Origin of the sequence: Niallia sp. RD1 (assembly GCF_024219955.1) — a bacterium.
Taxonomy (GTDB): domain Bacteria; phylum Bacillota; class Bacilli; order Bacillales; family Cytobacillaceae; genus Niallia; species Niallia alba.
In genome coordinates this window covers 4,981,081-4,994,796 of the sequence record NZ_CP100420.1, presented here as the reverse complement: position 1 = coordinate 4,994,796, position 13,716 = coordinate 4,981,081, and the positions used below count along the sequence as shown (strand labels likewise).

Here is a 13,716-nt window from a genome sequence, read left to right as displayed (position 1 = left end):
AAATCATCAAAAAAATTTAAGAGAAAAAACGGCCAATCCATGGGATTTTTGCTAAGTCCTTTTTGTTCATTAAACGAAGAAGGAAAAGTAATAATACATAAAAGATACAGATGATGCTTGTAATAGTAATCAATTGCAGCAGAATGGATGGAAATATAATGGTTTTAACTAAGAATGTACCAAGTACTGCTGTTAACGAAATAGTAAGGAGCATTTTTACATAATCTTTGACAATAATAGAGAAACTTATTGTCTTTAATATTGTGGCGAAATGGAGCAGAGTAACAAGGACAAACCCAACAATCAAAGCAATCGCTACTCCATATATCCCAAACTCTGGCCGACTTGCTAGAATAAAGATTAGCGCTGTTTTAACTGCCGCCCCAATAAAACTATTAATCATTGCGGCTCTTGCGAAATTTAGGGCCTGTAAAGCGGCTTGGAGTGGGCCTTGATAATAATTAAGAATAAAGAATGGAGCCATTATTTGAATGAAAGAGGTTCCTCTTGTACTCCCATACATAATGCTCATTAAAGGCTCTGCTAATACATAAAGCACAACGATGGCAAGACCACCTGTCATAAAGGTAAATTTGAGCGCCTGCTGTAATAAGTGTTCAATCAGCTTATATTGATTATTTGCCTTTGCTTCACTAATGGCAGGAACAAGAGATGTTGATAACGATTGAGTGAAGAAAGAGGGCAACATTAAGAGTGGGAGAGCAAACCCTGTTAACACCCCATATTGTTTTGTCGCATTTATGGCAGAGAGACCTGCTATCGATAAACTGTGGGCGACAACAATTGGTTCAATAAACCATGCAATGCTTCCAATCATACGGCTTCCAGTGGTCGGTAACGCAATCGTCATTAACTCCTGGAAAGTATTTTTTCCATTATGTACATATTGGAAGAACTTTTTCCGCAAATGAAATTTTTTTTTCCATTTGAACGATGCAAGTAAATACAATAAAGAAGCTAGTTCTCCAAGAACCGATGCTAGCATCGCTCCTGCCGCAGCATATTCGACTCCAAGTGGTAAAAATGCTTTTGTAAACGTTGCAATTAAAGCAATCCGAATGACTTGTTCAATCACTTGAGAGATGGCAGCAGGCTTCATATTTTGTCTTCCTTGGAAATACCCTCTTAATACAGATGACACAGCAATAATTGGGATAATCGGCGTAATCGCAAGAAGTGGTAAAAGTGTTCGTTCATCGGTAAAAAGTGTTTGGGAAAGATATGGAGCCAATAGAAATAAAGCAGGCGTAAATAAGATAGTTAAACCTAACGTTACACTTAAAGAAACAATTAAGATGCTTTTTACTTTGCGGAAATTCCCGGCAGCTTCTGCCTCTGCTACATTTTTAGAAATAGCAACAGGTAGTCCAAGTTGAGTGATGGTCACAACCAAGATCATGGTAGGATAAACCATCATATAGAGTCCAACTCCATCATCTCCGATAAAACGTGCGATAACGATTCGATTTATAAATCCTAACACTCTCGTAATAAATCCAGCTATAAGTAAAATCATTGTACCTTTTAAAAACTTAGACATTCTATTCCCTGCCTTCTCAAATAGCGAATAATACTATACAATTATCTATATGCAACAGAGTGGACAAAGCATGACAAGGTTTTTAAAAAGTAGACGTGTTGATTGGAGAAGAGTCTATTTTTATTAGAGTCTATTCCAAAAAAAATGTTGCTTTCATAAAAGAGATTGCTCATGATTAAAGTAAGCATAAAATGACTGTAATGGAGTGAATATTAATGTCGTCAACACACATTTATGACCAATATCGTTCACAAGTAAAGCCTGTATTAACGAGCAAGATAGAAGAATTTCAATTACTTGGCTATGACACTATTAAAGAAGATGAACTGTGGGAATATTTAACGAATAAAAAGTGGAAAAAACCATCTGAAGATAGAAGAATTTCAGAATTAGTACAGGATATACTCCATGTAAAGGTTGCAGAGTATATGAACTATGCCACAATCGAGGCATATAAAACAGCAGACTTTTTTTCTGTACTATCAGAAGAAGAGAAAAAAGAATTATTGAAATAGGAAGTTTTCATTATTGGTTCCAATTTATAAAGCTTCCTATTATTTTTGTGCTAAGTTAGAAAGTCTTTTTAATGATTTGGAGAGGGATTAATCAAAGTCGTTAATTTTATGTGACAAGTATGAATAATTTTACTAGTATATTTTTCTATACAAATTGACAGTGAAGATAAACTGTTCCATAATGAGTTTATTCTAATAAGAGAAGAACTTGCTAATAGAAGTTACTTGAAAGAAGTGAGCGGCGAAAATAGAATAGCACCTAATTAAAAGGTTCATATTAAAGATGACATAATTTTGGGACAAACTATTAATGAATAGGGTCAGTAAGCCTATTTGGGGAAGTTTCTGCTTTGTATTTCATGAGGAGGATTAATACATAATGGTTAAACGCAGTAGAATTGTTGCCTTTTTCTTAATCATTGTCTTGGCGGCAGGATTAATGGGAGGTACAACAAATAAAATATTAGGTGACATTAAGCTAGGGTTAGACCTGCAAGGTGGGTTTGAAGTTCTTTATAAAGTAGAACCACTGGAAAAGGGAAAAGGAACAATTGATGAATCGGCATTAAAAAGTACTGCTCAAGCGTTAGATAAAAGAATTAACGTTTTAGGAGTAAGCGAACCGGTTATTCAAATTGAAGGAAAAGACAGAATAAGAGTTCAGCTTGCTGGTATTACCGACCAAAATGAAGCAAGAGAAATGCTTTCAACAGAAGCGAACTTAACATTTAGAGATATTCAAGACAAGAAATTACTTGATGGCTCTGATTTAGTTCAAGGTGGAGCTAGCCAAGAATTTGATCAGTATGGGAAACCTAGTGTTTCTTTAAAATTAAAAGATGCAAATAAGTTTAAAGAAGTAACGCAATCTGTTTTAGGAAGTCCATTGGTAATTTGGCTAGATTTTGAAGAAGGAGATTCCTACAGTGCAGAAGCTACGAAGGAAGAACCAAAATTCTTATCAGCTCCAATGGTAAGTGAAGTAATTAACTCCGATACTGTTTCTATAACTGGTAATTTTACAGTTGATGAGGCGACAAGGTTAGCAGAATTATTAAATGCTGGTGCATTACCGGTTAAATTGACTGAAGAATATTCAACTAGTGTTGGTGCCCAGTTCGGGGATCAAGCATTAAAGGATACTGTATATGCTGGTATAATTGGTGTAGGACTAGTATTTTTATTTATGCTCCTCTATTACCGCTTGCCTGGATTAGTAGCTGTCATTACATTGTCTATTTATGTTTATTTAAATCTGCTCGTTCTTGATTTAATGAATGGTGTATTAACCCTTCCAGGAATTGCAGCACTTATTCTTGGTGTTGGGATGGCTGTGGATGCTAATATCATTACTTATGAAAGAATAAAGGATGAATTGAGAGTAGGAAAGTCGCTACGCGCTGCATTTCAGGCGGGTAATAAAAATTCTATCGGAACCATTCTTGATGCAAACTTAACTACAATCATAGCTTCCATTGTATTGTTTGTTTATGGTACAAGTTCCGTAAAAGGATTTGCCACCCTCTTAATTGTCAGTATATTAGTTAGTTTTATTACTGCCGTTTATGGTTCTAGATTATTACTTGGTTTACTAGTTAAAAGTAAATTGTTTGATAAAAAAATTACGTGGTTTGGAGTCAATCGAAAAGATGTAAAACATATTAGCGAGAATTATGATACGTTGACATTGCCAACTAAATTTGACCGGCTTGATTTTGTGAAATATAAAAATGTGTTTTTTGCAATTTCTGGTATTTTAATTGCTGCAGGGATTGTAATTATGTTTATATTCAAGCTTAACCTTGGAATTGATTTTGCAAGTGGATCACGCATAGAAGTCATGGCAGATAAGGCTTTAACAACTGCTGAAATTGAAGACCAATTGGACAAGCTGGATGTAAAAGCGGACGATATTATTATTTCAGGTGAAAAGCAAGAGATTGCCGCTATTCGTATTAAAGGGGATTTGAGTCAAGAGAAAATTAATACGATAAAATCAGAGTTTAAAAATACGTATGGGCATGATCCGAGCGTAAGCAGTGTATCACCAACTGTTGGTAAAGAATTAGCTAAAAATGCATTTTATGCGATAATATTCGCTTCTATTGGGATTTTTATTTATGTAGCGATTCGTTTTGAATTATATATGGGACTTGCTGCAGTGTTAGCGCTACTTCATGATGCGTTCTTTATTATAGTAATTTTCAGTCTCACACGATTAGAAGTAGATATTACCTTTATTGCAGCGGTGTTAACGATAGTAGGTTATTCGATTAATGATACGATTGTTACTTTTGATCGTATTAGAGAAAATCTAGCGAAGAAAAAGCGTATAAAAACACCACAAGAGATTAAAGATATTATCAATACAAGTATTAGACAGACTCTTGCACGCTCAATAAATACTGTAGTAACAGTTGTAATTTGTGTTGTTGCTCTATTAATATTTGGTAGCAGTGCAATTACAAACTTCTCATTAGCGTTACTTATCGGTTTAATTGGTGGAGCGTATTCCTCTATCTTTATTGCATCCCAGCTTTGGTATGTATGGAAGAAGAAAGAATTAAAGAGAAAAGGTGTCTTAGTTACTTATAAAGAGAAACGTCCTATTTCTGACGAACCACAAGTATAATATAAATAGTTAGTTTTAGCCTGTCTCCTTTTAGTAGAGGAGGCAGTTTTTTTTGGCTGTTTTCAAAAGGATTGTTGTTTTTTCAATCGAAAAAAAGAATTAATTGGAAAAACGGAGCAGCCGGAATACACGAGGACGCTTAAGCTTAGCTCCACGGAAAATGAAGTGATATTCCGGCTGCGGGTAATCGTAACAAACTTTACGAAAACAGCCTTTTTTTTGAAAAGAAGAAAGTATAAGTATTTGAAATTAATAGGGAGCCTCTAGCACAAGCAGCCTACTGCCTAGTAAATATCAGGTTACCTCTTTTACGTAAGGAAACACGAAAAAGCTACGTTCTTTGTGTTTGCTTTTCTTGTTTATATTAGTGAGAATGTGGAAATTAGGGAATAATGAATAAAGTATAGAAAAAGGGGGGGAAGAAATGAAGTTTCAATGGAGTATGCTTTTAGGAATTATTTTCGCCTTAATTGTAGCGGTATTTGCAGTTATTAACGTAGATCCAGTGTCTGTTAATTATCTATTTGGTGAAGGACAATGGCCACTTATTTTAGTAATACTAATTTCTGTTCTACTAGGTGGGTTGATTATTGGCTCTGCAGGAATTATTCGCATCTATTCATTGCAGCGCAAGATTAAAACATTGGAGAAAGAAAAAAGAGAATTAGAACAAAAAAATGGTAGCAAAAAAGAAAATCCAAAGATTCTTACAGATTCAAAATAAAAAAGATGCCTGTTTGGAGATAGTTTGTTGTGATTCATTCCTTCGAATAATTTCTGTGCAGGCATTTTTTTAAGGTGTAAAATGATTAGTAATACATCTTTATTTAGTCCACTCTTACTGTCCGTGAAGGTCCGAATGGTTCAATTAACCATCAGTGGTGGAGGAAGGAAAACCCCCACTGATGGAAAATTTCCCTTTATGAGAATTCTATATGCTTTTAAAGTATTTACAAAAAAGGAAACCTCTATCTTTTCCATTCTGTATGAGTAAAATGTTTGTGGGAGAATAAATATCCTTTTTGTCTAGTTGGGGGACGAGTCCCCCAACTAGACAAAAAGGCCACCAAGCGAAAGCGCGGTAGCTGGAAAAAATTAAGTATTAAAAAAGAGAGCTTCCTTTTGTAAAGTAGAGTTTGACTAGAAAACTACGAAAAGGAGAGGCTCTCATGAATCAATGTAACATAAAAATGCCATCATTAAAAGAATTGGAAAAAACTTTATTTCGAACACTACAAATGACGTTTCAAGAAATCCTTATTCAAACGTTAGAAAATTGGGATCAAGAGATTGCCAAGCAACGAGACAAAAGAAGATTTGCTTTACGAGATAAACGAGAAATACGATTAGATACAGCGTTTGGAGCTGTGGAGCTGAAGCGTAATTATTATTTCGATCGTGTAACCAAAAAATATATTTGTCTGTTAGATCATTATTTACAGTTTCAAGGGAATAAAGGGTTTAGTCCACTATTAGAAGAATGGGGGCTAGAATTAGCGACAAATGGTTCCTCCTATCGAAAGGCGGTGGAAACGTTCGAACAATTTTTAGGCTATTCGGCGATGAGCCACGAAGCATTACGGCAACATCTTCTTCAAACAAGCGTACTTCCCGCTAAGGAAAAACGTCCTTTTCAAAAGGTGTTGTTTGTCGAAGTAGATGGATTATATGTGAAGAGTCAAGAAAAGAAAAAGCGTGGATGGGAGTTGAAATTCGCCGCTGTACATGAGGGATGGAAAGAAAACGGAAAGCGAATCAGGCTCCGAAATAAAAGGCATTTTCTTTATGAAGGAAAAGAACCCTTTTGGGAAGCCTTTGAAACGTTCTTACAGAATCATTATGCGTATGATCCTACCCAAACCTTGCTTATTATTAATGGTGATGGAGCAGGCTGGATAACGGCATGTCGGGAGTATTTTCGGGAACGCGCCTTTTTCACCATGGACCGTTTTCATGTCGCTCGTTCGATGAAGCAACTAATGAAGAGCCATCCTCGATACCGCTACATGAAAAGAGCGTTAAAAAACTACCAGGTAGAAACATTACTTCTAGAGTTGAATAGCGCAGTAGGAACAATGGATACACCAGAAGAAGAAGAAAAACTAGCACATTTCCTCGGCTTTTTAACGCATCATCAGGAAACCATAAAAGATTACCGTAGTTGGTTACAGGAAAAAGGTGTGGACACGACAGCGTATCGTCCAATGGGAAGTGCAGAGGCGATGATGAATCAATTAGCCAAACGATTAAAGAATGGAAGAGCATGGAGCAAAAAAGGGGTCATGAGCATGGCGCGCTTGTGGATTGGATTGAAGGATGACCTATCCATCCAAACGATATATGGGAAATGGGAAAAAGCCACGGAAAAATCAAAGAAAGAGCATCGAGCGAAAAGAAAAATACCCACAAAATTAGTAACAGAAACCGTGCGTCAGAACATGCCATACTTAAATCAAGCGATTGGAAAACCCGTTCACTTTGCCTTACAGGGATTAAAAGGTTTTTAAAAAATGAGAGAATCAACAGTTGGAAGAACAAAACCAATTGGAAAGCGGATACAAACTTAGAGGTTTTACTTTATAAAAAAGGGAGCTAAAAAAACTCCCACAAAAACTTGACTCAATCTTCCATTCTTCTTGCATTGAAACGACTTCTTTTAACTTGTATAATAGTTAAATTGAGGTGATTGAATGTTACGTTCTAAAAAAAGATGGATAAAAGAAGAAGCTCCCAATAAAGAAAAAGCTTCCGAATTAGCGGAAGAATTAAAAATAGCACCACTAGTTGCCTCACTTTTAATAAAAAGAGGTTATTATACTACAGAAGAAGCAAAGGCTTTTTTATTTGATGATAATAATGAATTTCATGATCCGTTTTTACTTTTAGGAATGAATATAGCGGTTGAACGAATAAAGAAAGCAATTTCTAATAATGAATCAATCTTAATTTTTGGAGATTATGACGCCGACGGAGTAACCAGTACGACTGTAATGATGAAAACATTAGAAGATCTCGGTGCGAATGTGCAATTTTATATTCCAAACCGATTCACCGAAGGGTATGGCCCCAATGAAGGTGCTTTTCGTTATGCCAAAAGCATAGGGGTTCAATTAATTATTACTGTTGATACAGGTATTGCTGCAGTACATGAAGCACAAGTGGCAAAGGAATTAGACATAGATTTAATCATTACCGATCATCATGAACCTGGTCCAGTGTTACCAGAGGCACTAGCGATTATTCACCCAAAAATAGAAGGTAGTAAATATCCGTTTCGCGATCTAGCAGGGGTTGGTGTTGCTTTTAAGCTATCCCATGCTTTATATGGTAGTGTTCCTCTTCATTTATTGCCATTTGCAGCAATAGGAACGATTGCTGACCTTGTCTCCTTGACTGGGGAAAATCGTCTTCTTGCGAAAAAAGGAATCAAAGCATTACAAGAAACAAATAATATCGGTTTAAATGCATTATACCGCCAAATGAATGTAGAAAAAAATGCGATTAACGAAGAAACAATTGGATTTATGCTTGCCCCCCGAATTAATGCAATAGGAAGATTAGGAAGTGCTGATCCTGCGGTAGAGCTATTATCAACTGACGATCCAGAGCTTGCGAAAGAGCTTGCATTAGAAATGGAAGAAACCAATAAGGAAAGACAAGCCATTGTAAATCAAATCACAGAGGAAGCGATAGAACAAGTCGAACAAAACTACCCCTTGGCTGAAAATCGCGTTCTAATAGTTGGGAAAGAAGGGTGGAATCCAGGAGTAGTAGGAATTGTTGCTTCAAGATTGGTAGAGAAGTTCTACCGTCCAACGATTATATTAAGCTTTGATTATGAAAAGGGTGTAGCAAAAGGGTCTGCTCGTAGTATTGAAGGATTTGATTTATATCAAAATTTATCGACTTGTAGAGATATTCTGCCCCATTTTGGTGGCCATCCAATGGCAGCAGGAATGTCCTTGAAAATAGACGATGTAGATGTGCTAAGAAATAACTTAAACAAATTAGCCTTTGATCAATTAACGGAGGAAGATCTCGTGCCATTAACAAAGGTGGATGGCAGTTTTTCGATAAGTGACATTTCCATTCAGTCAATAGAGGATATGCAAATGTTGCCTCCGTTTGGTGTTGATAATCCGAAACCGAAGCTGACATTCTGTGATTTAGAAGTAGAGAACATGAGGAAAATAGGTTCAAATCAAAACCATTTAAAAATTTTATTAAAGCAAAATGAATTTGATTTGGATGGTATAGGGTTTGGAATTGGTGACTTATGTGATCATATTGCTCCAAATGCAAAAGTATCTGTATTGGGAGAACTTTCGATAAACGAATGGAATAATCGCAAAAAAACACAAATCTTTATTCAAGATATCGAGGTTTCTCATTGGCAGCTATTTGACTATCGAAGTTTGAGGAAAATGAATCATTTATATGATGTAGTACCTGAAAATGCTCATTGGATTTTCTTCCATCAAGACTCTGTTCCAAAGGATATGAATCAACAAGTCTCCTATCAGGTAATGGAAACGATAGAACAAGCAGCTTTTTTTGAGTCAGTCGATAATGCTATAGTATTAGCAGATTATCCGCCAAATATAGATATGTTAAAAACGTTGTTAGCGAACAATCAACCTGAAAGAATCTATGCTGTTTTTTATAAACAACAAAGTGACTTTTTTAGTACGATGCCAACTCGAGACCATTTTAAATGGTTCTATGCCTTTTTAGCGAAACAGGGGATGTTTCACCTCGGAAAATTCGGTGGAGAGCTAGCTAGAAGAAAAGGTTGGAGTAAAGAAACGGTAGATTTTATGTCAAAGGTGTTTTTTGAATTGAATTTTGTTACAATGAAGGATGGATTTATTTCATTGAATAAGAATGTACCGAAAAGAGATTTATCAGAGTCTATCTCTTTTCAACAAAAGCAGGCGCAATTTGAGCTAGAAAATGAATTGATTTATTCATCTTATGAGCAACTTAAAAATTGGTTTGATCTTATTCTAAAGAAATCCGTTAATAATGAGGAGGCAGTAAAAGAATGGATTTAAAACAATATGTTACCATCGTTGAAGATTGGCCAAAAGAAGGGATCAGATTCAAGGATATTACAACATTAATGGATAATGGAGAAGCATATAGATATGCAACAGATCAAATAGTAGCGTATGCAAAAGAAAAGGAAATTGATCTTGTTGTAGGACCAGAAGCAAGAGGCTTTATCATTGGCTGTCCTGTTGCTTATTCTCTAGGAGTAGGTTTTGCTCCAGTTCGTAAAGAAGGGAAATTACCTAGAGAAACAATTAAAGTAGAATATGGATTAGAGTATGGAAAAGACGTATTAACAATCCATAAGGATGCAATTAAACCAGGTCAACGTGTGTTAATTACAGATGATTTATTAGCGACTGGCGGCACAATTGAGGCAACAATTAAATTAGTAGAAGAGCTTGGTGGAGTTGTTGCAGGTATCGCATTCTTAATTGAATTATCTTATCTTGAAGGACGTAAAAATTTAGATGGATATGATATATTAACATTAATGGAATATTAATATATATATTTTTTCAGCTTGAAAAATTTTAAACAAAGAGCGCTTATAATGAGCGCTCTTTCAGTATGTAGACAAAAAGATTTTTAAAAAGTTAAATGGAATTTTTATGCGTTGCTTGGAGTGGAAGGGGTGAGACCCTGCAGGCCAAAGGCAGACCGCGGCTCAGCGCGAGCCCCACGGAAAGCGAACCCCTGGAGCGGAAAGTAACATCCCTCTTCAAAGGGACTAATAAATATGCTATATACAAACTTCTATTTTAAATAATTAGGGGTTTGTCTACAGTCTGAAAGAGCGTTTATAAAGAGCGCTCTTTTTTATTTTAAATGGGAAATAAGGAAATAAATTCATGAATTTTTATAAAAATCGCCTTTATTCGACATTTTTCTATGATTCTCCATAAAATTTCCTTCCAATCCCTTTACATTCTTCGTTTTTTTTTCGATAATAGTAATAATCATTCTAAAATAAATTTTATTCTTTTTTGTAATTTCGCATAAAAGTAGTAGGATAGAAAGAATGTCTAAAATATGATACATTTAAATAATATAATCGTGATATGAAAGGTGATTACATGGCGAATGATCAAGTATTAACCGCCGAACAAGTCATCGATAAGACTAGAGGATATTTAAACGGAGAGCACGTAGCTTTTATTGAAAAAGCCTATGACTATGCAAGAGAGGCTCATCGTGAACAATATAGGAAATCTGGGGAACCATATATTATTCATCCAATCCAAGTAGCAGGTATTTTGGCTGATTTAGAAATGGATCCAGCAACTGTAGCAGCAGGTTTTCTCCATGACGTTGTTGAAGATACGGAAATTACTTTAGAAGATATAAGTAAAGCATTTAACAGTGAAGTGGCCATGCTCGTTGACGGTGTAACGAAGCTCGGGAAAATTAAATATAAATCGCATGAAGAACAGCAAGCAGAGAATCATCGCAAAATGTTTGTTGCAATGGCACAAGATATTCGTGTTATTTTAATTAAACTTGCAGATAGGCTCCATAACATGAGAACATTGAAGCATTTACCTGCAGAAAAACAGCGTCGTATTTCTAATGAAACATTAGAAATTTTTGCCCCACTAGCTCATCGTCTTGGAATCTCCACAATTAAATGGGAACTAGAGGATACAGCATTACGCTATATGAATCCACAGCAATATTATCGTATTGTTAACTTAATGAAGAAGAAAAGAGCAGAAAGAGAACAATACTTAGATGAGGTAGTTACTGAAATTCGTGAAGGAACAGCAGAAGTAAATATACAGGCAGATATTTCAGGAAGACCGAAGCATATCTATAGCATTTACCGTAAAATGGTTTTACAGAACAAACAATTTAATGAGATATACGATTTGCTAGCAGTAAGAATTGTCGTAAATAGTATTAAAGATTGCTATGCGATATTAGGAATTATTCATACTAGATGGAAGCCAATGCCAGGGCGCTTTAAAGATTATATTGCCATGCCAAAGGCTAATATGTATCAATCTTTACACACAACTGTAATTGGACCGAAGGGTGATCCTTTAGAAGTGCAAATTCGTACCCAAGACATGCATCGGATTGCTGAATATGGGATTGCAGCACATTGGGCATACAAAGAGGGGAAATCAGTAAATGAAGGATCCTCACTAGAAGAAAAATTAACTTGGTTTAGAGAAATACTTGAATTCCAAGATGATATCGTCAATGCGGAAGAGTTTATGGAAAGTCTGAAAATTGATTTATTTTCCGATATGGTTTTTGTTTTTACACCAAAAGGAGATGTGTTTGAGTTACCTTCAGGCTCTGTACCAATTGACTTTGCTTACCGCGTTCATTCAGAGATAGGGAATAAAACCATTGGAGCTAAAGTAAATGGCAAGATGGTAACCCTTGATTATAAATTAAAAACAGGCGATATTATTGAAATTCATACGAGTAAACATTCTTACGGACCAAGTCAAGATTGGTTAAAGATAGCACAAACCTCTCAAGCAAAAAATAAAATTAGACAATTTTTCAAAAAGCAGCGCCGAGAAGAGAATATCGAAAAAGGCCAGGAATTAGTTGAAAAAGAAATTCGCAATATGGAATTTGATATCAAAGAAATTCTTACTCCGGATAATGTGAAGGCTGTGATTGAGAAATTTAATTTTATGACAGAAGAGGATATGTATGCAGCTGTTGGTTATAATGGAATAACTGCACTTCAAGTAGCAAATCGATTAACAGAAAAATGGCGTAAGAAAAGAGATGCAGAACAAGTATCTACCATAACAAATGCTGTTGCTGAATTAAAATCCTTTCCTAATAATAAAAAAAGTGCTTCAGGTGTTCGAGTAACTGGAATTGATAATTTACTCATCCGTTTATCCCGCTGTTGTAATCCAGTTCCAGGTGATGAAATAGTCGGATTTATCACAAAAGGAAGAGGAGTTTCTGTCCATCGTGCAGATTGTACTAATATTGATACAGACGATGCAAAAGCTCGACTAATTCCTGTTGAATGGGAAACGAATTTAAATAATCGTAAAGAATATAATGTTGAAATTGAAATAAGTGGCTATGACAGAAGAGGTTTATTAAATGAGGTTCTACAAGCAGTAAATGAATCGAAAACTAATATCTCAGCAGTATCTGGTAAGTCTGATCGGAATAAAGTCGCGACAATTAACATGAGTATTATGATTTTAAATGTAAATCACCTTCATAAAGTTGTAGATCGAATTAAGCAAATTCCAGATGTCTATTCTGTGCGAAGAATAATGAACTAAGGAGTATTAATGTGCGTGTCGTATTACAAAGATCAAAAGAAGCAAAAGTAGAAGTGGACGGAAAAGCAGTGGGGTCGATTGAGAAAGGTTTTGTTCTCCTAGTAGGCATTACCCATAGTGACGAGCTAGAGGATGTCAAATACCTTGCAGAAAAAATTGCTCACCTTCGCGTGTTTGAAGATGAGAATGGGAAGATGAATCAAAGCATTTTGGATAGTGGAGGAGCAATTCTTTCGATTTCTCAGTTTACCCTTTACGGAGATACCCGTAAAGGAAGAAGACCAAACTTTATGAATGCAGCAAAACCAGATCAGGCAAAAGAACTATATGATCAATTTAATATTCTTTTACGTGATCAAGGCTTAACGGTTGAAACGGGCATCTTTGGTGCCATGATGGATGTCCATTTAATTAACGATGGACCAGTAACTCTTATTCTAGATAGCAAATAAAATAAGCTTAAAGATAAAAAATCATAAAAAAGTTCTTTCAACAGATAATATTCTGTGAAAGAACTTTTTTGTTTAGAACTGATTAGAAATATGGAGCAGCCTAAATACATGTAGACTTATGGCGGGGATTAGCGATGCCTAAGGAGGCGAAAAACGTAGCCCCGTCGGAAGCAATGTTTATTCAGGCTGCGGGATATGCAACTCACAAATCATTATATTTGCATAATTTTAA

Annotated in this window: 9 protein-coding genes; 8 read left to right on the top strand and 1 reads right to left on the bottom strand. The window is 35.6% G+C overall.

Annotated elements, in window-relative coordinates:
- Window positions 1-16: 16 nt before the first annotated feature.
- On the bottom strand, window positions 17-1,561 hold the full coding sequence (gene spoVB / locus NKG37_RS24095; RefSeq protein ID WP_016201675.1) for a stage V sporulation protein B: 1,545 nt from the start codon (window positions 1,559-1,561) through the stop codon (window positions 17-19).
- Between the two features lie 215 nt (window positions 1,562-1,776).
- Here spoVB and NKG37_RS24090 point away from each other — a divergent pair, with 215 nt between their 5' ends.
- From NKG37_RS24090 to dtd, 8 genes are all read left to right on the top strand, one after another.
- The gene (locus NKG37_RS24090) at window positions 1,777-2,076 is read left to right on the top strand and encodes a post-transcriptional regulator (protein WP_016201674.1); all 300 of its coding nucleotides are present in this window, start codon (window positions 1,777-1,779) and stop codon (window positions 2,074-2,076) included.
- Window positions 2,077-2,455: 379 nt separating this feature from the next.
- A complete protein-coding gene (gene secDF, locus NKG37_RS24085) occupies window positions 2,456-4,708 on the top strand; it encodes a protein translocase subunit SecDF (protein WP_254415455.1) in 2,253 nt (750 codons plus the stop codon).
- 424 nt (window positions 4,709-5,132) lie between these two features.
- On the top strand, window positions 5,133-5,432 hold the full coding sequence (locus NKG37_RS24080; protein WP_016201672.1) for a LapA family protein: 300 nt from the start codon (window positions 5,133-5,135) through the stop codon (window positions 5,430-5,432).
- Between the two features lie 466 nt (window positions 5,433-5,898).
- On the top strand, window positions 5,899-7,215 hold the full coding sequence (locus tag NKG37_RS24075) for an ISLre2 family transposase (protein WP_254415264.1): 1,317 nt from the start codon (window positions 5,899-5,901) through the stop codon (window positions 7,213-7,215).
- Between the two features lie 183 nt (window positions 7,216-7,398).
- Complete coding sequence (recJ, locus tag NKG37_RS24070) at window positions 7,399-9,762, top strand: single-stranded-DNA-specific exonuclease RecJ (RefSeq protein WP_254415454.1); 2,364 nt, start codon at window positions 7,399-7,401, stop codon at window positions 9,760-9,762.
- Window positions 9,753-10,265 carry an adenine phosphoribosyltransferase gene (locus NKG37_RS24065; RefSeq protein ID WP_016201669.1) on the top strand — a complete coding sequence of 171 codons (513 nt, stop codon included), beginning with the start codon at window positions 9,753-9,755 and terminating at the stop codon, window positions 10,263-10,265. The genes recJ and NKG37_RS24065 overlap by 10 nt, the downstream gene beginning before the upstream one ends.
- Window positions 10,266-10,836: 571 nt before the next feature.
- On the top strand, window positions 10,837-13,032 hold the full coding sequence (locus NKG37_RS24060) for a RelA/SpoT family protein (RefSeq protein WP_016201668.1): 2,196 nt from the start codon (window positions 10,837-10,839) through the stop codon (window positions 13,030-13,032).
- An 11-nt stretch (window positions 13,033-13,043) separates the two neighbouring features.
- Complete coding sequence (gene dtd / locus NKG37_RS24055) at window positions 13,044-13,484, top strand: D-aminoacyl-tRNA deacylase (RefSeq protein WP_101730754.1); 441 nt, start codon at window positions 13,044-13,046, stop codon at window positions 13,482-13,484.
- Window positions 13,485-13,716 lie beyond the last annotated feature (232 nt).

What these genes read in the sequence shown, in the direction of transcription:
- secDF (WP_254415455.1), top strand. Translation starts at nt 2,456, where the DNA reads ATGGTTAAACGCAGTAGAATTGTTGCCTTTTTCTTAATCATTGTCTTG.
- recJ (WP_254415454.1), top strand. Translation starts at nt 7,399, where the DNA reads ATGTTACGTTCTAAAAAAAGATGGATAAAAGAAGAAGCTCCCAATAAA.
- NKG37_RS24090 (WP_016201674.1), top strand. Translation starts at nt 1,777, where the DNA reads ATGTCGTCAACACACATTTATGACCAATATCGTTCACAAGTAAAGCCT.
- spoVB (WP_016201675.1), bottom strand. Translation starts at nt 1,561, where the DNA reads ATGTCTAAGTTTTTAAAAGGTACAATGATTTTACTTATAGCTGGATTT.
- NKG37_RS24075 (WP_254415264.1), top strand. Translation starts at nt 5,899, where the DNA reads ATGCCATCATTAAAAGAATTGGAAAAAACTTTATTTCGAACACTACAA.
- NKG37_RS24080 (WP_016201672.1), top strand. Translation starts at nt 5,133, where the DNA reads ATGAAGTTTCAATGGAGTATGCTTTTAGGAATTATTTTCGCCTTAATT.
- NKG37_RS24060 (WP_016201668.1), top strand. Translation starts at nt 10,837, where the DNA reads ATGGCGAATGATCAAGTATTAACCGCCGAACAAGTCATCGATAAGACT.
- NKG37_RS24065 (WP_016201669.1), top strand. Translation starts at nt 9,753, where the DNA reads ATGGATTTAAAACAATATGTTACCATCGTTGAAGATTGGCCAAAAGAA.